This window comes from Micromonospora sp. NBC_00860, assembly GCF_045207375.1.
GTDB classification, from domain to species: Bacteria; Actinomycetota; Actinomycetes; order Mycobacteriales; family Micromonosporaceae; genus Micromonospora; species Micromonospora vinacea.
The window spans coordinates 2442764-2465772 of sequence record NZ_CP108825.1 but is presented as its reverse complement, the minus strand read 5'-3'; the positions used below and the strand labels follow the sequence as shown (position 1 = coordinate 2465772).

Sequence of the window (23009 nt, the reverse complement as noted above, 5' to 3'; positions counted from 1 at the left end):
ATGACCAGGTCGACCCATCGTCCGCTCCGCTCACTCGCGCTCGGCCTGGCTCTGGTGATCCTGGGCACGGTGCTGCCCACCACCGGGGCGGTCGCAGCGACACCCACGTCCGGTCCACCGACCGTCACCCCCGCGGACATCCAGTTCCGTCACGACACGTTGCGGCGCGGCAGCGCCCGCCAGGTCGGACTGCTCCCCAACCAGGTGGATCGCCTGCCCGCCGACCTGGCGGCGTATCTCCAGCCGACCCCGGAGCACCCCGGCTACCCGGCGTACGCCGGCGCGGTGGTCCTGGCAGCCAAGGACGGTGTGATCGTTGAGCACGCCGCCGTGGGCAGCGCGGTGAAGTACTCCGCGGTGGGGCCACCGCCCGACCTGGTCGGTGTGGAACTCCCCGCCGACCAGCAGATCCCGACCCGTCCCGACACCATCTTCGACCTGGCGTCGGTGTCGAAGCTGTTCACCACGATCGTCGCCATGCAGCAGGTGGAGCGGGGGCGGGTGGAGCTGGACACGCCGGTCGTCCGGTACGTCCCGGAGTTCGCCGTCGGCGGCAAGGCGGCGGTCACCGTGCGGATGCTGCTCACCCACACATCGGGTCTGCCCGCGTTCACACCACTGTGGAGCAGGTACCCGACACCGGCCGAGCGATTCGCCGCCGCGCTCGCCACGCCGCTCACCACCGGGGCAACGCCCGGTAGCCAGTACGTCTACTCCGACCTGGGGCTGATCGCGCTGGGCGTCCTGCTGGAGCGGGTAACCGGTCGGCAGTTGGCCGACCTGGTCCGCGACGGCGTGACCGGGCCGCTGGGCATGACCGACACCGGCTACAACCCGGGCCCGGAGCGGCGGTCGCGGATCGCCGCGACCGAATACCAGCCGTACGCCGGACGCGGCATGGTGTGGGGTGAGGTGCACGACGAGAACGCGTGGTCGCTCGGCGGGGTGGCCGGGCACGCCGGGGTCTTCTCCACGGCCGCGGACCTGGCCGTACTCTGCCAGTCACTGCTCAACGGCGGCGAATACCGCGGCCGGCGGATCCTGCGCTCGGAAACGGTGCGTGCGATGCTGGTCAATCACAACGCGCCGCTTGAGTCGGCCTACCCGGAGAGCGATCGCGGGCTCGGCTTCGAGCTGAACAAGCACTGGTACATGATGGGGCTCTCCTCTCCGGTGGCCTTCGGGCACACCGGCTTCACCGGTACGTCGATCGTCATCGACCCGCTCTCCCACTCGTTCGTCGTCATGCTCACCAACCGGGTGCACCCGGACCGGGGCTGGGGCAGCAACAACGTCGCCCGACGGTCCGTCGCGCGTGACCTCGCGGAGGCGATGCCGGTACGGCTGCGCTCGGACAGCGCCTGGCGGGCCGACCCACGCGACTCCGCGACGAGCACGCTCACGGCGCCGCTGCGTCGGCCCGGCCGTGGCGGGGCGGCGAGCTTCCTGCTCTGGTACGACACCGAGCCCCGCTTCGACAGCGCCCGAGTCGAGGTTTCCACCGACGGTGGTCAGACCTGGGCGCCGGCGACGATGCAGCTCCGCGACGCCACCCGCTGGTGGAGCGCCGACGGCGCGGTCACCGGCTACGGGGGTCGGGTGTGGTGGCAGGTCACGGTGGCGCTGCCCGATCAGGCCACCCACCTGCGGTTCAGCAGCAGCACCGACGGCTCCGGCCAGGGGCGTGGCGTCTACGTCGACCGGGTCGTAGCGGCGGACCGGCAGGGCATGCTCTTCTCCGGCGAGGGTGCCGACGCCTCCCGGTTCGTCGCCGACGGGTGGTCACCGGCGCGGAGCTGAGACGTTGCACCATCGGACCGAGAGCAATTTGACCCTCGACCGGGTCGAGGCCGGACCATCGGCGACATGAGCGACCAAGCGACCGCCGACCCGACCATGACCCGCATCATCGAGGCCGTCCAGCTCGGCCAGAGCGGCGCATCTGCCCGGGCCCGTGAACTGCTCACCGCGTTGTGGGACGAGCTCGGCCCCACCGGTGACGCCCTGCACCGCTGCACCCTGGCGCACTACCTCGCCGACCTGCAGGACACCACCGAGGCGGAACTGGCCTGGGATGAACGAGCCCTGGCCGCCGTGTCCGAGCTGACCGACGAACGCGCCCAGGAATACCTGCCCTCACTCCAGGTCCAGGCGTTCCTGCCGTCGCTGTACCTCAACCTGGCCGACTGCCACCGACGCCTGGGCAACGTCGGCCTGGCCCGGGAGCACCTCGCCCAAGCCCGCGAACACCTGGTGCGGCTACCCGACGACCCGTACGGCGAGAGCATCCGCGCCGCTGTCAGTGACTTCGTCGAGGACGATCCGACCGACCGGCGGCGGTAGCGGTCGGCGGCGGTCACCCGTTCTGGCGAGCAACGCCCGTCCGGTACTCCTGTGGTGAACGTCCGTAGTGGGCACGGAAGAGGCGGCTGAAGTGGGCCCGGTCCGGAAAACCCCAGCGGGCGGCTATGACATGGACCGGCTGCCGCAGCAGCGGGTTGCCGAGATCACGCCGGCACTGCTCCAGACGCTTGGCGCGGATGAGTTCCGCGACCGTCGTCGCCTCCGCCTCGAACAGGCGGTGCAGCGACCGCAGCGAGATGTGGTGGGCGGCGGCGATGCTACCCGGGCTGAGCTCGTTGCTGTCGAGGTGGCGGTCGATGAAGTCGACGACGCGGGCCCGCAGCGTGGTGTGCCGGGCCTCCGGTGACAGGGTTTCCTCGATGTCGAGGTACTGAGCGAGCGTGGCGGTGAGCAGGTCCACCGCCACCCCACCCAGCATCTCGGCCTGGGCCGGCTCGAACTGCTCCGGGTGCGCCGCGATGCTGCGCAGGTGGTGGACCAGCAGGCCGCCCACGCCGAGGTGCGACGGTATCGGCGTGGCCAGCAGGCGGCGCAGCCGATCCGGTGCCAGGGGCAGCGCCGCGTGCGGTATCTGCACGGTGATCGTGGTGGCGAGACCGGCGCCGTCCGCGCGGTGCCGGGCGACGTGCCGCCGCGCGGGGTCCAGGAGCGTGAAGTGCTTGCCGGGTTCCAGCGTGGACTCCGTGCGGTCCTGGATCAGGGTGCTGTGACCGGTCAGGGGCAGCGTGAGCTGGTACACGTCCCCTTCGGCGCTGCGAACCAGTTTGGTGGGGCGGATCGCGTCCAGGGACGGGTACCGCAGCGAGGTCATCCGAATGCGACCGAGATCGATGGCCTGGACGTAGGCGACGAAGTTGTCCAGCTGGCCGCTGCTGATGTGCACTGGTGCCGTCTCCTGCGCGACCAGGGCATACCAGAACGCGAACCGCTCTGCCGGAGGCAGCACCCTCGTGTCCACCACCTGGTTGGGCAACACCCGGCTCGCCTCCCCTCGTATGCGAGGATGGATTCTTGCACGCCTCGACGCTCTTCACCCATGACCGGATTCCCACACCCGGTGCTGCCCCGTGGGTTGGCGAATGTCTGCGGTGACCGGCGCCGACCTGCGGGAGGCGGCCGAGGAAATGACCCGGGTGCTGCTGCCACATCGGGACCGCGACTGGTCGGTGCCGGCCGGCTCGCTGAGCTGGAGCTGCTGGACCACCGCGGCGCACGTCGCGCACGACCTCCTCGCGTACGCGGGGCAGGTCACCGGCCGCCCGGATGACGGCTACCTGCCGTACGACCTGAGGGTCTCCCCCGACGCGAGCCCGACGCAGGTGCTCACAGTGGTGCGGGCCTGCGCCGGGCTGCTCGCCGCCGCCGTCGACGCCGCCGCGCCGGACACGCGGGCCTGGCACTGGGGCCCGTGCGATCCGGCCGGGTTCGCCGCCATGGGCGTGGCCGAGACCCTGCTGCACACCCACGACATCACCCTCGGCCTCGCTGTGGCGTGGCAACCGCCGCAGCGGCTGAGCGCGCTGGTGCTGCGCCGACTCTTCCCGGACGCCCCGGCCGGTGCGGCACCCGAGGTGCTGCTCTGGATGACCGGCCGCGGTGAGCTGCCCGGCCGCGCCCGCCGCACGTCCTGGAGCTGGCGGGCCGCAGTCGACTGACTCGCACCAGCGTCGACGGGCGGGTGGTCGCCTGCCGGGCGACCACCCGGTCGGAGCGTTCCGGTCAGGTCCAGCTGATGCCACGGTTGCGAACGCTGCGCATGCCCTTCTCCTCCCCCTCGGTGACGGTCCCCGTGCCCGCCAACTGACCTCAGCGTCGGCCACTGCCTGCTTCGGCGCTAGGGATGTCGGCGTTCGGAGTCGTTCGGGCCTGTTCGACCGGAGACCCGAACGCCACAGGGGTGGAGGCAGGTCGCCGTGGCCACAGCGGCGCGACGGCGAGAACCGCCACCGCGCCCGACAAACCGCTGAACCCGATCACCGTGGTGGCCGGCCACCGGTCGGCGGCCAGACCCGCCAGGACCATCGCCGTCCCCTGTAACCCACTGAGACCGGTGATGGCCACCCCGAACGCGCGTCCCCGGTACTGCCTCGGCACCGCCCGCCCGAACAGCGCGTTCAGCGGGATGGCGAAGGCGCTCGCCGCGCCGGCCAGCGCCAACAGCAGGAGCATCATCCACAGCGGAGGAACGAGCCAGGTCACCGTCAGCACCCCGGCCGACATCGCGGCCAGCGGCAGGATGAGCCGTGGCCGGGCCGCCGGTGGGCAGAACCGGGTGAGCGCTACCCCGCCGAGGGCCATCCCCAACGGCGCCGCCGCCAGCAACAGTCCGACGGTGCCGGCGCCGCCGCCGTACTGTCGGGCCAGCGGTGCCATCAACCCCTCGGCCGCGTAGGTGAAGGCGCTGGCCATCCACAGGACGAGCACGTAGGACCGCAGCCGGGAGTCGGCGAAGACCACCCGCAGCCCGACCGCCCGGCCCTGGCCGGTCGGGCCCGACGGCGGTCGCGGCGCGGGGCGGGAACGCACACCGATCCCGATCAGAACAGCGGAGACCAGGAAGGTGCCGGCATCCACCAGCAGGGCGCCGCGCAGCGACAGCAACGCCACCAGACTCCCACCGACGGCGAAGCCGACCACCTGCACGACCTGGGCGCAGATGTTGTCCACGCCGTTGGCCACGGCGTAGCGGTCGCCGTCGAGCACCTCCGGCATCAACGCCGCCCGCGCCGCCACGAACGGTGGCCGCATCAGGTTGACCACGAAGAGGAGCACCACCAGGGCCGGCGCGGGGAGGGCCGGCAGCGCCGCCAGCGGGATGAGCGCCGCGCGGCCCAGGTCGCACGCGATCATCACGCTTCGCCGGGGGAACCGGTCGGCGAGACCGGACAGCAGCGGTCCGCCCGTGAGCCAGGCCAGGTAGGAACTGGCGTAGGCGGCCGCCGCCAGCGCGGCCGAGCCGGTTTCGCTGAAGACGAGATACGCCACCGTCACGGCCGTGAGCTGGTCGCCGGCCAGGGACAGCAGGTACGCACCGAACAGGTGGCGGTACTCGCGCACCGCGAAGACCTCGGCGTACGTCGCGGCGCGCTCGGTCACCTCGCCCCGTCCCCTCCCGCGCCGGCGGTCGTCCGGGCGCTCGGCCAGACCGTATCCGCGTTCACGCTGGCGAGGCCGGGAGCAGGCGTTCGGACCTGTTCGGATCCGTTCGCGACAGGTGCGGACGGGCGGCTAGCCGGCGTCGAGCGTGTGGCGGTGGCCGTCGAGCGGAAAGGGCGGCCGGGCCGGCAGGGTCTCCTGGAACACGAAGCCGGACTTCTGCGCCACCCGGCAGGACGCGACGTTGTCCACCTGGTGCAGCAGGTCGAGACGCGTCACCTCGGGGAACCGGTCGAACGCCCAGCGGCTCAACGCGGTGACGGCGCGCGGGGCGACGCCGCGACCGCGCGCCCAGGACGCCGTCCAGTAACCCACCTCCGGGGCCGGGCGCTGCGGCGTGACCCCCTTGAGCACCACGTTGCCCACCAGCCGAGGGCCGTCGGCCCGCTCCTCGAGGACGGCGAAGGTGTACCGCCGGCCGTCGGCCCAGTCCCGCAGGGCGCCGTCCAGCCACCGCCGGGCCTCGGCGGCGGTGGTCACCGGGGCTCTGGTCCAGCGGCGCAGGACCGGATCCCGGTACGCCCGTACCAGCTCATCCAGGTCGTCGGCGCACCACTGACGCAGCGCGACTCCCGGCGTCGAGGGCGTGTCGGGTGACCGCGATTCGATCAGCATCGGCACAGTCTGCCGTGGTCGTGGCCCGGCGGTCAGCCCCGTCGGCGCCACCGCCTCCACCAGCTGCGGCGGGGCCGGCGCGACGGTGTCGCAACGGTCGCCGGTTCGGCGGCGGTCGTCGTGACCTTGGGGCGGGCCCGTTCGGCGCGCCACCGCCGGACCACGTCCTCGGTGTTCACCGGGCGCACCGCGACCCGGGGGCCGTCGTCGGGGAAGCGCAGCCACGCCACGATCTGCGCGTTCAACTGCCCCACGACGTCGCGGACGGACTGTTCGGTGGGAAGGTCACGGACCTCGTCGGGGACCTGCTCGATGCGTCGGCGCAGTTGCAGCGACGTGGGTAGGAGCAGGTCACTGGGGAGTGCCTCGCGCTCCAGGAAGCTCTTGATCCACCAGGCCTCGTCGTACGGCGCCCCTCGACCGGGGATCGGCTTGCCCATGCCGGGCAGGTCGTCGAACTCGCCGCGCTGAACGGCATCCTGGATCTTCGCCTCCACTGACGCTTCCCACGCCTCGGTCACCGTGCGGCACCTCCCTGGACACCGTAACGCGCCGCCTCCGGCCGGCGACACGCACTTGTCAGGGGTCAGCGCGCCCGCCACGGTGAGCATTCCCGCCGACGGCCCTGCCGTTGCACCGAACGCGAGTGGATCATCCCGGATCGCAGGCCACGGCCTGCCAGGTGGCCCTGGGTCAGGATGTTCATCCCGATTACGGTCCGTGTGGGGACTACCGAACGGGGGAATCGTCGTGGTGAGTACGGGTGCACTGCTGGGCATCGCGCTGGTGGCGTTGGGGCTGGTGCTCACGCCCGGCCCGAACATGGTCTACCTGGTGTCCCGCTCGGTGGCGCAGGGCCGCCGGGCCGGGCTGATCTCGCTGCTCGGGGTGGCCGCCGGCTTCGGTGTCTACCTGGTGGCGGCGGTCGCCGGCCTGGCCACCGTCTTCGTCCTGGTGCCGACGCTGTACGCGGTGGTGAAGCTGGCCGGCGCCGGCTACCTGCTCTGGCTGGCCTGGCGGACGCTGCGTCCGGGCGGGCACTCGCCGTTCCGGCCCGCGCCGCTGCCGCCGGACCCGCCGCGGCGGCTGTTCACCATGGGCCTGGTCACCAACCTGCTGAACCCGAAGATCGCGATCCTCTACGTGTCGCTGCTACCGCAGTTCATCGACCCGACCCGCGGGCACCTGGCGACGCAGAGCCTGCTGCTCGGGCTGACCCAGATCGCCGTCGCGCTGAGCGTGAACGCGCTGATCGTGCTCAGCGCCGGCGCGCTGGCCGGGTTCTTCGCCCGCCGGCCGGTGTGGCTGCGGGTGCAGCGGTGGGTGACCGGCACCGCGCTCGCCGCGCTGGCCGTCCGCATCGCCGCCGACCGTTCGCGCGCGGCCGTCGCCACTCCCTGACCCGGGGGCGGTCACCGCCCCCGGTGGCGGTCGATCATCCCGGCGGCCAGCGGCGCGGCGTCCAGGTCACCGGCGGCGAGCCGGGCGGCGAGGGTACGGCGGACCAGCCGGTCGGCCAGCGCGGGCGCGTGCCGGCCGACGGCCATCTCCAGCCGGCCGCGTGCGGTGGTCGCCACGTCACGGGGCGCCCGCCGGGCGGTGGCGGTCCGCAGGATCGCCGCGACCACCCCTTCGACGGGCTCGGGGCGGGACACCCCCCGCAGGGACAACCCGGCCTCGGCGGTGCTGTCGTGGATCGGTGAGGCGACCATGCTCGGGTAGACGACGCTCACGCCGACGTGGGTGCCGACCTCGTGGCGCAGCGCGTCGGCGTAGGCGACCAGGGCCCGTTTGCTCACCCCGTACGCGGCGGCGAGCGGGAGCGGCAGCACCGCCATCCGGCTGGCCACGAAGATGACCCGTCCGCGGGCGGCGAGCAGCGGGGACAGCGCGGCGGCGGTGGTGCGCCAGGCGGCGAGCAGGTTGACCTCCAGTTGCCGGCGTACCACCTCGTCGGGCGGCAACTCGGCCGGCGCGGGACCACCGACCCCGGCGTTGTTGATCAGCAGGTCGAGCCCGCCGAGCCGGTCGACGGCGGCCCGCACCGCCGCCGGCACCGCGTCCGGGTCGGTCAGGTCACAGCCGAGCACCGGCACGTCGTCGTCGGGGCGGGCGTGCAGGTCGAGCCCCACCACCCGGGCGCCGGCCGCGTTCAGCGCGGCGCCGAGGTGGCGGCCGAACGTCCCGCTCGCCCCGGTGACCAGCACCCGCCGACCGGCCAGGGACCGACCGCTCACCGGGGTGCTCCCACCGAGGACGCCGCACCGGAGCGGGCGCGGCGGGTCCCGGCGGTCAACTCCCGGGCCAGTTCGGCCAGGTAGACGTCGAAGTCCACCCGCATCGCCGGGCGGCGCTGACCCCAGCGGGCGGTAGCGGCCCGCAGTTCGGCCCGGCAGACGGCGCGCTGCCGCTCCGGGTCCGGCAACGCGTACCGGCCGGCGAGGTGCGCCGCGATCAGCTTGGCCTGCGCCTCGACCAGGGGGAACGCGGAACCGGTGGACTGCATCAACCCGACGAAGCTCAACCCGGGGGCGTCGGGGTGGAACACGTGCCGGTACAACGGCAGGGTGTCGGCGCCCCCGGCGAGCAGCGCCGGGTCGAGGAACGGGACGTCCACCCGGTAGCCGGTGCACCAGATGATCAGGTCGACGCTGTCGCTGCGCCCGTCGGTGAACTCCACCCGGTCGCCGTCCAGGGCGGCGACACCGGGTCGGGCCTCGACGTCACCGTGGGTCAGCCGCGACAGCAACCCGTCGGAGAGCGTCGGATGGTCCTGGAGGAAACCGTGCGTCGGCGCGGGCAGCCCGTAGCGGGCGGGGTTGCCGACGGTGGCGCTGAGCATCGTCTGGCTGATGCGTTGGCGCAGACGCCACGGCAGTCGGCGGGCCAGAGCCCCGTTGAGGGTGTCCGAGGGGCGACCCAGCAGGTACTTCGGCACCACCCAGACGCCCCGGCGCAGCGACAGCAGGGTGCGGGCGGCGGCGTACGAGGCGTCGACGGCGATGTCCATCGCGGAGTTGCCGCCGCCGACGACGAGGACCCGCCTGCCGGCCAACTGCTCCGGGCCCCGGTAGTCGTGGCTGTGGATCTGCTCGGCGGTGCACTCGCCGGGGTAGCCGGGGTCGGGCAGCCGGGGCACCCGGTTGTGCCCGTTGGCGACGACCACGGCGTCGACGGTGACCTCGACCGGGCCGGTCGGGCCGCTGGCGGTCACCGTCCAGGTGCCGGTGGGGTTCCGGGTGACCCGTTCGACGGTGTGGCGCAGTCGGATGGTGTCGGTCAGCCCGAAACGCGTGGCGTAGTCGGCGAGGTAACCGGCGACGCGACGGTGGTCGGGGTAGTCGGGCCAGTCGGTGGGCATCGGATGGTCGGCGAACTGGGTACGACCACGGCTGGTGTTGAGGTGCAGCGTGCGGTACGCGGGCGAGTCGGGCGCCCCGTACACCCAGAGGCCGCCGACCTGCTCGGCGGCCTCGAAGCCGACAGTCGGCACGTCGGCGTCGCGTAGTGCCTTGACCGCGGCGAGCCCGGCGGCGCCGGCCCCGATCACCGCCACCCGCTGTGGTACGCCCATTGCCGCCCCCATTAATCCAACGTCCGATGGATAATCGTCGCGCGGCGGCGGCCCGTCAAGGGGTCGGTGCTCCGTACAGGCCGTCGAGCAGGCGATGCACGAACGCCCGGAACTCGCGCCGTTCCCGGGCGCCGGGCGCGCCCGCGGCCAACGCCACCACGTGCCCGTGCGTCGCCCACACCAGACTCCGTACGGTGATGTGCGGTGTCGGCTCGGCCAGCGCGCCGGCCGCCGCGGCGGCGGTGAGCAGCTCCGCGACCAGCCGGTACAACGGGTCGGCGTAGCGCTGGTCCAGCTCGGCGTGCCGCTGCGGTTCCAGCCAGCGGCGCAGCCACAGCGCGGTGGTCTCGGGGCGGTCCTCCAGGAAGTCGACGAAGACGTCGACCAGCTCGTGCAGGGCCCGTCGCGCCGCGTCCGGACCCGCGTCGAGAGCGGCGCGGGCCTGCTCGGCGGCCTCGGCCAGCACGTCCCGTTCGGCGGCGAACACCCGGGCGAAGCACGCGTCGTAGAGCGCTGCCTTCGTACCCGTGTGGTGCGCGACGGTGGCGACGTCGACCCCGGCGGCGGCGGCGACCTCCCGCAGCCCGACGGCGTCGAAGCCGCGCTTGGCGAAGAGCGCGGTCGCCGCGGTGAGCACCACCTCGCGGGTCGGCCGGGTCTCGTCACGGCGGGGCCGACCCGGGCGGCGGCGGGGCATGGTCATGACCGTCATTCTGCCCCTAGAATCCAGCAACCGTTGGATTGCGGAGAGGATGCGGCGATGACCGGGCTGGACCGGCGGCCCGCGGCCGCCACCGACACGACGCTGCCACGCGGCCCCCTGGCCGGCTTCGCCGCCGGCTCGCTCGGCATGGGCGTCTGGGTGACAGTGCCCGGCCTGCTGTTGCTCTACTTCCTCACCGACGTGCTGGCCGTCGGGCCGTGGCTGGCCGGCCTGGCCCTGCTGCTGCCGAAGATCGCCGACGTCCTGCTGCACCCCTGGGTGGGGCACCGCGCCGACGTCGAACAGACCCGACGCGGCGACCGGCGTCGCCTGCTGCTGCTCGGCTGCGCCCTGCCGGTCGCGTTCGCCGCGCTCTTCGCCGTGCCCGGCGGCCTGACCGGCGCGTCGGCGGCCGCGTGGGTGGCGGTGTTCTTCATCGCCGGCAACCTGCTCTTCGCCGCCTACCAGGTCCCCTACCTGGCCACCCCGGCCGACCTGCGCATCGGCTACCACGAACGCACCCGGCTGATGGCCTTCCGGATGATGGTGCTGACAGTGGGCATCCTCGTCTCCGGGCTGCTGGCCCCGCTGCTCACCGGCGGCGACGCCGCGACGCGGGGCGGCTACCAGCGGATGGGCATGGTCCTGGCCGTGGGGATGCTGGTGGCCATGCTGGTCGGTGTCGCCGGCATCGCCCGGCTGCGCGGGTCCGCGCCGGTGAGCACCGCGTCCGGGCACGGCGGGTGGCGGGCGTTGCGCACGGCGCTGCGCGACAGGCAGTTCCGGTGGCTGGTCGCCGCGTACCTGGCGATGTCCACCACCACCCACCTGGTGCTCGCCGGGGTGCCCTACTACGCCGAGTACGAGCTGCGCGCGCCCGGCCTGACCACGGTGCTGGTGGCCGCGTTCGTCGCGCCGGCGCTGCTGGTCACACCGGCCTGGCTGGTGGTGGCCCGACGCGTCGGCAAGCAGCGGGCGCTGCTCGGCGCGCAGGGCGCGTTCGCGATCGGCTCGCTGGTGCTGGCGGTGGGCCGCCCGGCCGGCCTGCCGGTGCTGGTCGCCGCGGTGGCGGTGCTCGGGGTGGCGTTCGCCGGCATGCAGTTGCTGCCGTTCTCGATGCTGCCCGACGTGATCCGCGCCGCCGGCAGCACCGGGGCCGGCACCTACACCGGGGTGTGGACGGCCACCGAGGCCACCGGCGCGGCCCTCGGCCCGTACGCGTACGCGCTGTGCCTGACCGTGGGTGGTTTCGTGGCCTCGACGGCCGGTGAGTCGCCGGTGCAGCCCGACGCCGCGCTCGCGGCGGTCCGCTACGGCTTCGGGTTGCTGCCGGCGGTGGCGATGCTCGCGGCGCTGCTGCTGCAACGCCGCTACACCCTGGACGCGACGGCCCGGGCGACGAGCTGACCGGCCGGCACTAGACTTCGCCCTCGATGGACGCCCAGCCCAGCACCACCGAGACCCGCCCGTGCGCCCACTGTGGACGGCCGGTGCCGCAGCGTGTCGGCGCGGGTCGGCCGTTTCGCTACTGCCGCGACAACGACGGCGCCTGCCAGCGCGCCTCCCGCAACAGCCGGATGCGGCACCGCAACGCTCCCGGTCTGCCCGGGCAGGTGGCCCGCACCTGGGAGGCGGTGGACCGGCTCGACCAGATCGTCGAGACGTTGACCGAGTCGCTGCACGCCGAGTTGTCCCCGGTGGGTGTGCAGCGGCAGCTTGCCCAGGCCCGCGCGGAGGCCGCCACCGAGATCGCGGCGGCGCAGACCGAACGCGACGAGGCCCGCGACGACGCCGAGGCCGCGGCGGCCGACGCGGCGCGCGCCCGTGAACAGGCCCGTGGCGCCCGCGCCGAGGCCGACGACGCCCGCCAGCGCGCCGAGCAGGCGCACCGGCAGGCTGACGCCGCCGACGAGCGGGCGCGGCTCGCCGAGGCGGCCCGCGACCAGTCGCGCCACGACGCCAGCGCCGCCGAGGCGCTGCGCGCCCAGGCCGAGCGCGACCGGGACCAGGCCCGCGCCGAGGTGCGGGACCTGCGCGGCGAACGCGACGCCGAGCGGCAGCGGGTGGCCGACCTGGGCGTGGAACGCGACGCGCTGCGCGCCGAGGCCGAACGGGCCACCCGGGCCGCCGCGGAGGCGACGGAGCGGGCCGGGCGGTGGCAGGCCGAGGTGCAGGACGTGCGGCGCCAGATCGAGCAGTCCCGCGCCGACGCGGCGCGCACCCGCGCGGAGGCCGCCGACGCCGCCCGGGCGCGTGAGCAGGCCGACCGGGCCCGCGACCGCGCCGAGGTCGCCGCCCGGCAGGCCGACGAGGCCCGGCAGGAGGCCGCGGAGCTGGCCGCGCGGCTGCGCGCGGAGCTGGCCGCGCTGGCCGCCCAGCGCGACACGCTCACCGCCGAGCTGACGGTGGCCCGGCAGGCCGCGGCGACCGCCGAGGGTCACCGCACCACCCTGGCGGTACGACTCGAGGCCGCCGAGACCGACCGGGACCTGGCCCAGCGGCGGGTGGCGCAGCTCGGCGACCAGGTCAGTGACCTGGCGCTGGCGTTGGCCCGCCTCGGCGCCGCCACTCCCAGCGACGCCACCTGATGATCGTGGCGCAACCTTCGGTAGGCTCGGGCGGTTAACCTCCCCGGTGGCAGCGGACACACACCGTTGTCCCGACCCGCCTGGGGATCACCTCACCGGGTGAGCGTCCCGGCCGGTTACCCTTGGTCCCGGCCCACCCGTGGACGCCTCACGCCCTCGGGCGGGAATGGCTCGACGGGGACGCACCGTTACACCCAGAAGACCAGCACCACGAACGAGGGGAAGTCGATCATGGGCGAGCGTATGCTGCGCGGAAGCCGCCTTGGCGCGGTGAGCTACGAATCCGACCGCAACACGGAGCTCGCGCCGCGTCAGACCCGCGAGTACCTCTGCGCCAAGGGCCACCAGTTCGAGGTGCCGTTCGCCGTCGACGCCGAGGTCCCGACGACCTGGGAATGCAAGTTCGACGGCAGCGTCGCCCGACTCGTCGACGGCAGCGAGCCGGAGCAGAAGAAGGCCAAGCCGCCGCGCACCCACTGGGACATGCTTCTGGAGCGGCGCTCGATCGCCGAGCTGGAGGACATCCTCGAGGAGCGGCTGCAGGAGGTTCGGACCCGCCGCGGCCGCGCCTGAGCCGCACGACGCATGACGACGACGCCCCCGGGGGAAACCCCGGGGGCGTCGTCGTGTCTGTCTGTGCGCGGTGGATGGGCCTGGTCTCAGTGCCGGGGCTCGACGATCTCGCCCTCGATGGCCCGACCGCCGTCGACCACCACCGGCTGTTCCGGCTGCGGGGTCGGTTGCGGCGCACCCTGGCGCACCCGCACCGTGCGGGGCCCGAACAGGTCACCGGCGACCATCGACGACACCCGCCGCTCGGTGGCGCGTCGCACCCCGGCGCGGGCCAGTCGACGCACCGGTGGCACCAGCAACAGCAACCCGATCAGCCCGCTGACCAGGCCGGGCACCGCCAACAACATCGCGCCCGCCAACCCGACGAGCCCGTCGGTCACCTGCCCGCCCGGGGGCTGCCCGGCCGCCGCCGCGGAGCGGAACCCCCGCCAGGCGCGCATCCCCTCGCGGCGCAGCAGCACCAACCCCAGCAGGGACGCGGCGAACACCAGCAGCACCGCCGCCCCGAACCCCAGCGCCCGCCCCACGCCGACGAACACCGCCAGCTCCAGCACCACCGCCAGCAACAGGGCCAACGGTACGAACCTCAGTCCTCGGCGCATCTCACCTCATCGCCATTCCTGCGGACACCACGGACGTGTTCCGCTCATCCAGCATGACACGGCCGCGCTCACGGCCACCGCGCCTGACCGGTGGCCGTGCCGTGCAGGCCCCGGCGTACCGCCTGACGCCGGTCGCGCACACCCCAGGCGGTGATCCGCCACAGCGCCTCGGCCACGATCTTCGGGCTCATCTTGCTGTCGCCGCGTTCCCGCTCGGCGAAGGTGATCGGCACCTCCACGATCCGCACCCCGGCCCGGTGCGCCAGCCGGGACAGCTCCACCTGGAACGAGTAGCCCTGCGAGGTCACCGAATCCAGGTCGATGGCGTCCAACGCGCTGATCCGGTACACCCGGTAACCGCCGGTGGCGTCCGACACGGGCATGCCCAACGCCAGACGGGCGTACAGGTTGCCGCCGCGCGACAGCAACAGCCGCCGCAGCGGCCAGTTGAGCACCCGCGCGCCCCTGGTCCACCGGGAGCCGATCACCACGTCCGCGTCGCGGGCGGCCGCCAGCAACGCCGGCAGGTCCTCCGGGGCGTGCGAGCCGTCGGCGTCCATCTCCACGACCGCCTGGTAGCCCCGCTCGCGCGCCCACCCGAACCCGGCCAGGTACGCAGCACCCAGGCCCTCCTTGCCCTGGCGGTGCAGCACCTGCACGTGCGCGTCACCGTCGGCGAGGGCGTCGGCGATCGCACCGGTGCCGTCGGGGCTGTTGTCGTCGGCGATGAGGATCTGCACCGCCGGGGCGGCGCGCCGGACCCGGCCCACGATCACGGCGATGTTGTCGGCCTCGTTGTAGGTGGGGATCACCACCAGCACCCGGCCCACACCGGGCACCTCGTCCGCGCGTCGGATCGTATCGGTCGCCTGGATCACGGTTCCTCCGCTCCCGCCGGCGTACCGGCTGTTGCTATCCGGGCCTGACCCGCTGCCGCCGGCGCAGCACCGCCGCGCCGACCAGGGCCGCCGCGGCCAGCGCGGCGAGCGCCACCTCCGGCCACCAGCCGAGGCGGGTGGCGAGGGTGCGTCCGTCGTCGAGCCGCAACTGCCGCACCACGACCTCCCGAGTGTTGAACCCGGTGGCATCGCTTACCCGCCCGTCGGGTGCGACGAACCCGGACACCCCGACCGTGGAGGCCATCAACGCCGGCCGTCCGTGCTCCACCGCCCGCAGCCGCACCATGGCCATCTGCTGGCGGGCCTCCGCGACGTCGAAGGTGGCGTTGTTGGTCTGCACCACCAGCAGTTGCGCGCCGCCGGTGACGGTGTCGCGGACCACCTCGTCGTAGGCGACCTCGAAGCAGATCACGTCACCGAGCACGGCGGGGCCGGCGCGTACCACGCCCGGGGTGCTTCCGGGCACGAAGTCGTTGCGGATGAGGTCGACCTGCTTGCTGACCATGCGGGCCACGTCGCGCAGCGGTACGTACTCGGCGAACGGCACCGGGTGACGTTTGGTGTACAGCTGGTCGAGGTCCGCGCCGGTGCCGGGGCGCCACAGGATGCCCGCGTTGCGGACCTGCCCGGCGCCGGGGCCCAGCAGCACGGCGCCGACCAGGATCGGCGCGCCGACGGTGTCGGCGGCCTGGGAGATCCGCGCCCCGGCGGTGGGGTTGCGCAGCGGGTCGATGTCGCTGGAGTTCTCCGGCCACACCACCAGGTCGGGTTGCCGCTGCTGCCCGGCGGCGACCCGCGCGGCCAGCTCGATGGTGGCGTCGACGTGGTTGTTGAGCACCGCCTGCCGTTGGGCGTTGAAGTCCAGGCCCAGCCGGGGCACGTTGCCCTGCACGATCGCCACGGTGACGGTGGCGCCGGACCCGGCGGTGGCGACCGGCACCAGCAGACCCCCGACGGTCAGCGCGACGGCCACGACGGCCGGTACGACCACAGGAGCCCACCGCCGTCCCGCCGCACCCCCGGCGGGTGGCGGGCCGTCCAGCGGGCTGTCAGCGGGCTGCGGCGTGGTGTGCTCGGGCACGTGGCGTCGGGCGGTTGCCCAACCCCGCCAGGCAGCGGTGACCAGCAGACCGCCGGTGAGGGCCACGGCGAAGGTGACCAGCGGGGCGCCGCCCAGCGCGGCCAGGCGCAGCAGCGGCGAGGTGTCCTGGCTGAACGCCAACCGCCCCCACGGGAACCCACCGAACGGGGTGCGGTCGCGCAGCGCCTCCTGCCCGACCCACAGCAGCCCGGTCAACGCCGGCCACGCCCACCGGGCCCGGTCGGCCAGCGGCGACACCCAGGCGGTGGCCGCGCCCAGCAGCGCCAGGTAGCCGGCCTGCAGCAGTGACAGCAGCACCCACGGCAGGTAACCGGTGTGCAGGTTCGTCCAGGCCAGCAGCGGGGCGAAGAACGCCACCCCGGTCAGGAAGCCCAGACCGGCGCCGGCGCGCAACCGCCGCCGGTGCGCGGCGGCGGCCAGCAACGCCACCCCGACGGGCGCGAGCGGCCACAGCCCGTACGGGGGGAACGCCACCAGCAGGGCCAGCCCGGCGGTCACGGCCAGGGGTACGGCGACCCGCAGCGGCAGCGGCCGACCGGGAACGACCGGCCGGGGCAGCGCCGCCGGGGTGTGCGTCTCATCCCGGTCCAGGGTCGTCACCGCTTCACCTCGATCACGGGGCGAAGGTTACCTGGCTGGGGGGTGCACCGGCCGCGTTGGGCCGTCGGGCACGAACCGCCCGGGGGACATGAAATCGGGGCGCGGCTCGCGCCGCGCCCCGATGCTCCCAGGCCCTTCCCGGCCGGTGTGGCGAGGATGGGGCACGACGACCTTCGGACCGACCGGACGTGGACTGGCTGCCCCCGCCGGGCCGTTGTCTACTGGCCGTGCACCTCACCCTGCCCGTACACCGGTAACCGCGGCCGGTTCGCGCCGCCCCGCCGACCCCCGCCCGCTGGACCTGGCCGCCGCGACGATGACGCTGAAAAATGTCGCTCGGCCAGCGGACGAAGGGACGAAGCGAACAACAGCCGCTTCCCGTGGTAGGACTCAAAGACGGTACGTGCCGACCCCCGTCTTTTGTCAACCCGCAGCCGGCCTGTCGTGTGTTGCGACACGGCGTGTCGGGTCGGCGAGTCTCAATGCGCGCGCAGATGCTGACGCAGCAGCGCCTGCGCGGCCGTCCGGTGCTCCTCGGCGAGCAGCCCTCCGGCGGCCAGCACGTAGTCGGCGTCGACCACCGCGGCGGCCGCGCGGGGCAGCGCCCACCCGCCGGCGTGGTCGGCCAGGACCGCCGTCAGCACCTGCCCCGACACGTCCGCCGGCGCGTGCCGCAGCACCCCACCGGAGCCCACCAGCAGCCGCACGTCGCGCAGGTCCCGCCCGGCCCGCTCACCGGTCGCCGCGCCCCGGGCGTGCCGGCGCAGCGCCACCGTCGCGGCCAGGGTGGCGATGCGCCGGTCCACGGCCCGCTCGACGTCGTCGACGGCCAGGAACGCCGGGTCGGCCGCCCGACGCGCCGCGGCGGCGCTCAGGTCGTCGGACTCCCCGGCGGCGAGCAGCCGCTCCTCGCCGGCGGCCCGCACCACCCCGGGGGCGCTCCACCGCATGCCCAGATCGCCCTCCACGGTGCGGGCCCGCCACAGGCTGCCGGCGACCTCCCGGCCCGGCCCGGCGGCCCGCTCGTCGGGCGTGAGCACCGAGTACACGTCGGTGGTGGCCCCACCCACGTCGACCACGGCGAGGTCACCGCCGAGGGTGTCGGCGAGCACCTCCACACCGGTGAGCACCGCGTCGGGAGTGGCCGCCCGCACCAGCCGCGCGAACCGGGCACCCCTCGACAGTCGTTTCCCACCGATGACGTGGCGCAGGAACACCGCGCGGATCGCCGACCGCGCCGACGCCGGGGCGAGCACCCCGATGCGCGGCAGGACGTTGTCGGCGTCGGTGACCGGCACCCCGGCGTCGCGCAGCAGCCCGGTCAGCTGGTCGCGTACGTCGGCGTTGCCCGCGTACACCACGGGTCGCCGCCACCGGGCCCGGGCCAGACGGGTGGCGTTGTGGGTGATGGTGTCGGCGTCGCCGCCGTCGGTGCCGCCGACGAGCAGCACCACGTCCGGTCGGGCCGCCCGCAGCGCCGTCAGGTCGGCGGCGCCGAGCCGCCCGGCCGCCACGTGCACAACGTGCGCGCCGGCGGACAACCCGACCCGCCGGCCGGCCTGGGCGGTGACCAGCGGCTCGTAGCCGATCACGGCCAGCCGCAGCCCACCACCGGCCGACGAGCACACGTACCAGGGCACGTCGCGGACCCCGAGCCCGGCGGTGGCCGCCGCGACCGCGGCGTCCAGGCCGTGCAGCACGTCCGTGCCCACAGTGGTCGGCGCCGCCGCCGCGCCGGCCAGGACACCGCCGGCCAGGTCCACCACCGCCACCTTCGTGTACGTGGAGCCGACGTCGGCGCAAACCGCCAGGGTCACGAGTTTCCCTGTTCGCGACTGCGGGGCTCGCAACCCCGGCTCACTCCTCGCGACTCACGGTGAGCCCTCTGTTCGCGACTGCGGGGCTCGCAACCCCGGCTCACTCCTCGCGACTCACGCTGGCGGCGGGGACGACCACGGTGCCGGTGGCGGTGACCGCCACGATCGGCGGGTCGAGGACCTCGGCGGCAGACGCGGAGCGGTCCGGGCGGCCCCGGCACACCACCGCGCACTCCAGCTCCAGGGTGCGGCTGCGGGTGCCCACCCGCGTCACCCGCGCGGTGACCTGCACCACGTCCCCGGCGTGGATGGGCGCGAGGAACCGCACGTCGGCGTACCCGGCGAACAGGCCCTCGTCGCCGTCGGTGTGGATGCACACCTCCGTGGCGACGTCACCGAACAACCCGAGGGCGTACGCCCCGTCGACGAGGTTGCCGGCGTAGTGGGCATGCGAGTACGGCACATACCGGCGGTGCGTCACCGTCAACCCGAGCCGTGCGTCGGTCATGCCATCGCCTTCCGTTGCGTGATCAGGGCGTGCACGAGGTAGCTGGCCACCTCGCCGGGGGTGGTGCCCCGACCGAAGATCCGGTCCACGCCCAACTCGTCGGTCATCGTCTCGTCGAAGCGGGGACCACCGACGATCAGCAGCGGCCGCCGCCCCGCCGGCATCGCCTCCCGGAACGCCGCGGACATCTCCCGGGTGTTGTGCAGGTGCGCGTCGCGTTGGGTGACCACCTGCGACACGAGCACCGCGTCGGCCTTCTCCACCCGGGCGGTCTCCACCAACTCCGGCACGCTGACCTGCGCGCCCATGTTGGTGACCTTCAACTCCCGGTAGTACTCCAGGCCCTTCTCCCCCGCGATGCCCTTGACGTTGAGGATCGCGTCGATGCCCACCGTGTGCGCGTCGGTGCCGATGCACGCCCCGACCACTGACAGCTTGCGCCGCAACCGCTGCTTGATCACCGTGTTGACGTCCTTCGCCGACAGCAGCGCGAAGTCCCGTTCCACCACCTGCACGGCGCTCAGGTCGACCAGGTGGTTGACCCGCCCGTAGACGACGAAGAACGTGAACCCGTCGCCCATCGGTTTGGCGTGCACCACCATCGCCGGGTCGATGCCCATCTTGTTGGCCAACTGCACTGCCGCGCCCTCGGCGCGCTTGTCGTGGGTCACCGGCAGGGTGAACGACACCTGCACCATCCCGTCACCGGTGGTGTCCCCGTACGGGCGCACGATCTGCTTACTCACGCGGCGGCCTCCAGGATGTCGGTGGCCGGGTTGCAGTAGTCGGCCTCGTGCGCGGCGACACCGGACAGACCCTTGCCGCGGTCCGCGGGCCGCTTCATGATCCCGAAGGTGCCCTCGGCGATCGCCGTCAGCAGCGTCTGCTCGCCGATGCGGTCCAGCAGGTCCAGCGCCTCACCGAGGACCTGGTTGGCGCGGCGGCGGATGAACCCGCCCGGCGCGGGCACGAAGTCCTCGTGCAGCCCACCGGCCGCGCCCAGGACGTAGCGCACGTTCTGCAGGGCGATGTCCCGGTCGGACAACCACGGCGTCACCACCGCCTCGGTCATCATCCCCACCAGCAGGATGCCCTGACCGGTCAGCGCGCCGGCCAGGTTGAAGAACCCGTCGAGCAGGTTGCCCCGGAACACGTCACCGGTCATGTGCTTCGTCGGCGGCATCCACTTCAACGGCGCGTCCGGGAACAACTCCCGGGCCAGCAACGCGTGCGCCAGCTCCAACCGGAACGACTCCGGCACCTCAGGGTTGATCTCGAACGCGTGCCCCAACCCCAACTGCCAGTCCGCCAACCCCGCCTCGTGCGCGAAGAACTCGTTGAGCAACTGCGACACCGTCACCGTGTGCGCCTCGTCGACCGCGTCGGCGGTGGTCAGGTAGTTGTCCTCACCGGTGTTGATGATGATCCCGGCGCGGGCGTGCACCTGCCGGGAGAACCGCTGGTCGACGAACGTGCGCACCGGGTTGATGTCGCGGAACAGGATCCCGTACATCGAGTCGTTCAACATCATGTCGAGGCGTTCCAACCCGGCCAGGGTCGCCATCTCCGGCATGCACAGCCCGGACGCGTAGTTGGTCAACCGCACGTAGCGGCCCACCTCCTTCGACGACTCGTCCAACGCCGCGCGCATCAGCCGGAAGTTCTCCTGCGTGGCATACGTGCCGGCGAACCCCTCCCGGGTCGCGCCCTCGGGCACGTAGTCCAGCAACGACTGCCCGGTGGAGCGGATCACCGCAATCACGTCCGCGCCGGCCCGCGCCGCCGCCTGTGCCTGCGGAATGTCCTCGTAGATGTCACCGGTGGCCACGATCAGGTAGATCCACGGCCGCTGCGCCGGGTCACCGTGGCGCTTCACCAGACGATCCCGCTCGGCACGCCGCCGGTCGATGCGACGAATGCCCGCTCCGACCGCCTTACGCGCCGCCGACCGGGCAGCCGTCGCCGCCCGCCCGGTGGGCTGGGTGAACCGCACCGAACCGGCGGCGGCCTTCTGCGCCAGCAACGTCACATCGGTGCTGCCCTCCCGGACCAGGGCGTCGAACACCGGCACCGCCACCCCGTGACCCAACCCCACATCCGCGGCGACCGCGTCGACGAGCCGGTTCACCCACGGAATGCCGTCCGGGTCGGCACCGGTCACCCCGGCCAACCGCAGGACCGCCCGCTCCACCGACACCGTGGTGTGGCTGCGCGCCAGGTCCACCACCGGCTGCCCGGCCCGACGCGCCAACTCCCGCGCCCGCGCCACCAGCACCGGATCAAGATCAAGCTTGCTCATCGACCATCCACTCATTCCTGTGCCTGATGGCTCGCTCGCTCACGACGGCCCTTCCTCATAGATGACCTCACCGCGCAGCACCAGGCGCCGGCACACCGGCAGCGGCGTCGGGTCGTCCGGACCCCGCTGCTCCGGGTCCTCGGCCTGCAGCACCGGCAGACCCCGCTCCACCCCCGCCGGCGTCGACCACACCGCGAACGTCGCCGGCGCACCCAACGCCAGGACCCCCTCGGCGTCCAGGTGCACCGCCCGCCACCCACCACGGGTGTGCGCCGCGAACGCCGACCGCACACTCATCCGCTGCGCCGGGTTGTGGTGCGCCACCGCGGCCCGCACCGACCCCCACGGGTCCAGCGGCGTCACCGGCGAATCCGACCCGAACGCCAACGCCACCCCCACCGAGTGCATCGCACCCATCGGGTTCGACTCCAACGACCGGTCCAACCCCAACCGCGTCTCGTACATCCGGCCCGCGCCACCCCACAACCGGTCGAACGCCGGTTGCATGCTCGCCACCACCCCGTACTCCACGAACCGGGCGATCAACTGCTTGTTCATGATCTCCGCGTGCTCGATGCGGTGCCGGGCCGCCCGCAACCGCTCCACCCCCACCGTCCGCGCCGCCGCCGCGAACCCGTCGAGGACGGTGCCGATCGCCGCGTCGCCGATGGCGTGGAACCCGCCCTGCATGCCATGCGCCGCGCAGTCCAGCAGGTGGTCACGCACCTGCTCCGCCGACAGGTACCCGTGCCCGCAGCCGTCACCGTCGCCGTACGGCTGCGACACGTGCGCCGTGCGCGAACCCAACGCCCCGTCGGCGAACAGGTCCCCACCGGCGCCGACCGCGCCCAACTCCCGGGCCCGCGCCGCGCCGCCCAACTCACCCCAGTACCCGTACACCTCCGGCAGGCCCGCGCCGGAGATGCCCAGCAGACCGGTGAAGTCCTCCTCGTCGGAGATCTCCGGGCCACCGCACTCGTGCACCGCCGCGATCCCCAACGACGCCGCGTGGGCCAGGGCCACCCGCTGCGCGGCGACCCGCTGCGCCCGACTCACCGACCCCTGCGCGGCCGCCCGCACCACGTGGTGCGCGTCGCGCCGCAACCAGCCCGACGCGTCGTACCCGGCCGCCTGCGCCGCCTGCGGGCACGCCGCCAGCAACGCCGACGACACCAACGCCGAGTGGATCGACGCCTGCGACAGGTACACCCGACGACCACCGGCGGCCCGGTCCAGCGCCGCCGCGTCCGGCAACGTCGGATCCGACCAGCCCGACTCGTCCCACCCGTGTCCCAGCACCACCGCGTCCGCCGGCAGACCCGCCGCGAACCCCGCCACCGCGTCGAGCAGCTGCCCCGCCGAGCGCACCCCGGACAACTCCAGCCCGGACAACGCCAACCCGGTGTCGGTGGCGTGCACGTGCGCGTCGACGAACGCCGGAGTCACCAACGCCCCGCCCAGGTCCACCACCCGGTCGGCCGGCGGCGCCTCACCGTCGGTCCCCAACCAGACAATCCGCCCACCGGACACCAGCAGCGCGGTGGCGCTCGGGTCGGCGGGGCAGTGCAGCACTCCGCCGCGATACAACGTCGAGGGGTTCGTCATGACC

Annotated in this window: 22 protein-coding genes; 7 read left to right on the top strand and 15 right to left on the bottom strand. The window is 73.7% G+C overall.

Annotated elements, in window-relative coordinates; all coding sequences use genetic code 11:
* On the top strand, positions 1–1800 hold the full coding sequence (locus tag OH804_RS11145; protein WP_406064855.1) for a serine hydrolase: 1800 nt from the start codon (positions 1–3) through the stop codon (positions 1798–1800).
* 66 nt (positions 1801–1866) lie between these two features.
* Positions 1867–2343, top strand: a complete 477-nt coding sequence (locus OH804_RS11140) for a hypothetical protein (RefSeq protein ID WP_196923169.1) — start codon at positions 1867–1869, stop codon at positions 2341–2343.
* A 13-nt stretch (positions 2344–2356) separates the two neighbouring features.
* On the opposite strand, the gene OH804_RS11135 is transcribed toward OH804_RS11140, so the two are convergent.
* Complete coding sequence (locus tag OH804_RS11135) at positions 2357–3340, bottom strand: helix-turn-helix domain-containing protein (protein ID WP_406064853.1); 984 nt, start codon at positions 3338–3340, stop codon at positions 2357–2359.
* Positions 3341–3443: 103 nt separating this feature from the next.
* Between OH804_RS11135 and OH804_RS11130 the strand changes: the two genes are divergently transcribed.
* Positions 3444–4019 carry a maleylpyruvate isomerase N-terminal domain-containing protein gene (locus OH804_RS11130; RefSeq protein ID WP_406064851.1) on the top strand — a complete coding sequence of 192 codons (576 nt, stop codon included), beginning with the start codon at positions 3444–3446 and terminating at the stop codon, positions 4017–4019.
* Between the two features lie 151 nt (positions 4020–4170).
* Here OH804_RS11130 and OH804_RS11125 read toward each other — a convergent pair whose 3' ends face one another.
* From OH804_RS11125 to OH804_RS11115, 3 genes are all read right to left on the bottom strand, one after another.
* A complete protein-coding gene (locus OH804_RS11125) occupies positions 4171–5460 on the bottom strand; it encodes an MFS transporter (RefSeq protein WP_406064849.1) in 1290 nt (429 codons plus the stop codon).
* Positions 5461–5592: 132 nt separating this feature from the next.
* Positions 5593–6135, bottom strand: a complete 543-nt coding sequence (locus OH804_RS11120; protein WP_406064847.1) for a GNAT family N-acetyltransferase — start codon at positions 6133–6135, stop codon at positions 5593–5595.
* 32 nt (positions 6136–6167) lie between these two features.
* Positions 6168–6656, bottom strand: coding sequence for a DUF1992 domain-containing protein (locus OH804_RS11115; RefSeq protein WP_406064845.1), 489 nt, complete (start codon positions 6654–6656; stop codon positions 6168–6170).
* Positions 6657–6885: 229 nt separating this feature from the next.
* On the opposite strand from OH804_RS11115, the gene OH804_RS11110 reads away from it, so the two are divergent.
* Complete coding sequence (locus OH804_RS11110) at positions 6886–7536, top strand: LysE family translocator (protein ID WP_196923175.1); 651 nt, start codon at positions 6886–6888, stop codon at positions 7534–7536.
* 11 nt (positions 7537–7547) lie between these two features.
* Here the strand turns inward: OH804_RS11110 and OH804_RS11105 are convergent, their stop codons facing one another.
* Genes OH804_RS11105 through OH804_RS11095 form a run of 3 tightly spaced genes read right to left on the bottom strand, consistent with a single transcriptional unit; the run spans position 7548 to position 10412 of the window.
* Complete coding sequence (locus OH804_RS11105; protein ID WP_406064842.1) at positions 7548–8372, bottom strand: SDR family NAD(P)-dependent oxidoreductase; 825 nt, start codon at positions 8370–8372, stop codon at positions 7548–7550.
* Complete coding sequence (locus tag OH804_RS11100; RefSeq protein WP_406064840.1) at positions 8369–9709, bottom strand: flavin-containing monooxygenase; 1341 nt, start codon at positions 9707–9709, stop codon at positions 8369–8371. The genes OH804_RS11105 and OH804_RS11100 overlap by 4 nt, the downstream gene beginning before the upstream one ends.
* Positions 9710–9764: 55 nt before the next feature.
* Complete coding sequence (locus tag OH804_RS11095; RefSeq protein ID WP_406064838.1) at positions 9765–10412, bottom strand: TetR/AcrR family transcriptional regulator; 648 nt, start codon at positions 10410–10412, stop codon at positions 9765–9767.
* A gap of 57 nt (positions 10413–10469) precedes the next feature.
* Here OH804_RS11095 and OH804_RS11090 point away from each other — a divergent pair, with 57 nt between their 5' ends.
* The 3 genes from OH804_RS11090 (at position 10470) to OH804_RS11080 (ending at position 13573) form a co-directional block, all read left to right on the top strand.
* A complete protein-coding gene (locus OH804_RS11090) occupies positions 10470–11819 on the top strand; it encodes an MFS transporter (RefSeq protein WP_406064836.1) in 1350 nt (449 codons plus the stop codon).
* Between the two features lie 26 nt (positions 11820–11845).
* A complete protein-coding gene (locus tag OH804_RS11085; protein ID WP_406064834.1) occupies positions 11846–13000 on the top strand; it encodes a hypothetical protein in 1155 nt (384 codons plus the stop codon).
* Positions 13001–13231: 231 nt separating this feature from the next.
* Positions 13232–13573 (top strand): RNA polymerase-binding protein RbpA, encoded by a 342-nt coding sequence (locus OH804_RS11080; RefSeq protein ID WP_030327608.1) that lies wholly within the window; start codon positions 13232–13234, stop codon positions 13571–13573.
* Between the two features lie 86 nt (positions 13574–13659).
* On the opposite strand, the gene OH804_RS11075 is transcribed toward OH804_RS11080, so the two are convergent.
* From OH804_RS11075 to OH804_RS11040, 8 genes are all read right to left on the bottom strand, one after another.
* Positions 13660–14175, bottom strand: a complete 516-nt coding sequence (locus tag OH804_RS11075) for an FxsA family protein (protein ID WP_196923180.1) — start codon at positions 14173–14175, stop codon at positions 13660–13662.
* A 68-nt stretch (positions 14176–14243) separates the two neighbouring features.
* The gene (locus OH804_RS11070) at positions 14244–15053 is read right to left on the bottom strand and encodes a polyprenol monophosphomannose synthase (RefSeq protein WP_307788710.1); all 810 of its coding nucleotides are present in this window, start codon (positions 15051–15053) and stop codon (positions 14244–14246) included.
* 34 nt (positions 15054–15087) lie between these two features.
* Entirely contained in the window at positions 15088–16776 is a 1689-nt protein-coding gene (gene lnt, locus OH804_RS11065; RefSeq protein ID WP_406064831.1) for an apolipoprotein N-acyltransferase, read from the bottom strand.
* Between the two features lie 479 nt (positions 16777–17255).
* Positions 17256–18593 carry a glutamate mutase L gene (locus OH804_RS11060; protein WP_406064829.1) on the bottom strand — a complete coding sequence of 446 codons (1338 nt, stop codon included), beginning with the start codon at positions 18591–18593 and terminating at the stop codon, positions 17256–17258.
* Between the two features lie 100 nt (positions 18594–18693).
* Positions 18694–19101 (bottom strand): hotdog domain-containing protein, encoded by a 408-nt coding sequence (locus OH804_RS11055; RefSeq protein WP_406064827.1) that lies wholly within the window; start codon positions 19099–19101, stop codon positions 18694–18696.
* Entirely contained in the window at positions 19098–19847 is a 750-nt protein-coding gene (locus tag OH804_RS11050) for an OAM dimerization domain-containing protein (RefSeq protein WP_307788711.1), read from the bottom strand. Before OH804_RS11050 ends, OH804_RS11055 begins: the two co-directional genes overlap by 4 nt.
* Positions 19844–21400 (bottom strand): lysine 5,6-aminomutase subunit alpha, encoded by a 1557-nt coding sequence (locus OH804_RS11045; RefSeq protein ID WP_406064825.1) that lies wholly within the window; start codon positions 21398–21400, stop codon positions 19844–19846. Before OH804_RS11045 ends, OH804_RS11050 begins: the two co-directional genes overlap by 4 nt.
* Before the next feature lie 39 nt (positions 21401–21439).
* Positions 21440–23005, bottom strand: coding sequence for an amidohydrolase (locus OH804_RS11040; protein ID WP_406064823.1), 1566 nt, complete (start codon positions 23003–23005; stop codon positions 21440–21442).
* Between the last annotated feature and the right edge of the window lie 4 nt (positions 23006–23009).

Coding starts and splice junctions, on each gene's coding strand:
- OH804_RS11145 (WP_406064855.1), top strand. CDS start 1: ATGACCAGGTCGACCCATCGTCCGCTCCGCTCACTCGCGCTCGGCCTG.
- OH804_RS11140 (WP_196923169.1), top strand. CDS start 1,867: ATGAGCGACCAAGCGACCGCCGACCCGACCATGACCCGCATCATCGAG.
- OH804_RS11130 (WP_406064851.1), top strand. CDS start 3,444: ATGTCTGCGGTGACCGGCGCCGACCTGCGGGAGGCGGCCGAGGAAATG.
- OH804_RS11120 (WP_406064847.1), bottom strand. CDS start 6,135: ATGCTGATCGAATCGCGGTCACCCGACACGCCCTCGACGCCGGGAGTC.
- OH804_RS11100 (WP_406064840.1), bottom strand. CDS start 9,709: ATGGGCGTACCACAGCGGGTGGCGGTGATCGGGGCCGGCGCCGCCGGG.
- OH804_RS11095 (WP_406064838.1), bottom strand. CDS start 10,412: ATGACCATGCCCCGCCGCCGCCCGGGTCGGCCCCGCCGTGACGAGACC.
- OH804_RS11090 (WP_406064836.1), top strand. CDS start 10,470: ATGACCGGGCTGGACCGGCGGCCCGCGGCCGCCACCGACACGACGCTG.
- OH804_RS11085 (WP_406064834.1), top strand. CDS start 11,846: ATGGACGCCCAGCCCAGCACCACCGAGACCCGCCCGTGCGCCCACTGT.
- OH804_RS11080 (WP_030327608.1), top strand. CDS start 13,232: ATGGGCGAGCGTATGCTGCGCGGAAGCCGCCTTGGCGCGGTGAGCTAC.
- OH804_RS11075 (WP_196923180.1), bottom strand. CDS start 14,175: ATGCGCCGAGGACTGAGGTTCGTACCGTTGGCCCTGTTGCTGGCGGTG.
- OH804_RS11055 (WP_406064827.1), bottom strand. CDS start 19,101: ATGACCGACGCACGGCTCGGGTTGACGGTGACGCACCGCCGGTATGTG.
- OH804_RS11045 (WP_406064825.1), bottom strand. CDS start 21,400: ATGAGCAAGCTTGATCTTGATCCGGTGCTGGTGGCGCGGGCGCGGGAG.
- OH804_RS11040 (WP_406064823.1), bottom strand. CDS start 23,005: ATGACGAACCCCTCGACGTTGTATCGCGGCGGAGTGCTGCACTGCCCC.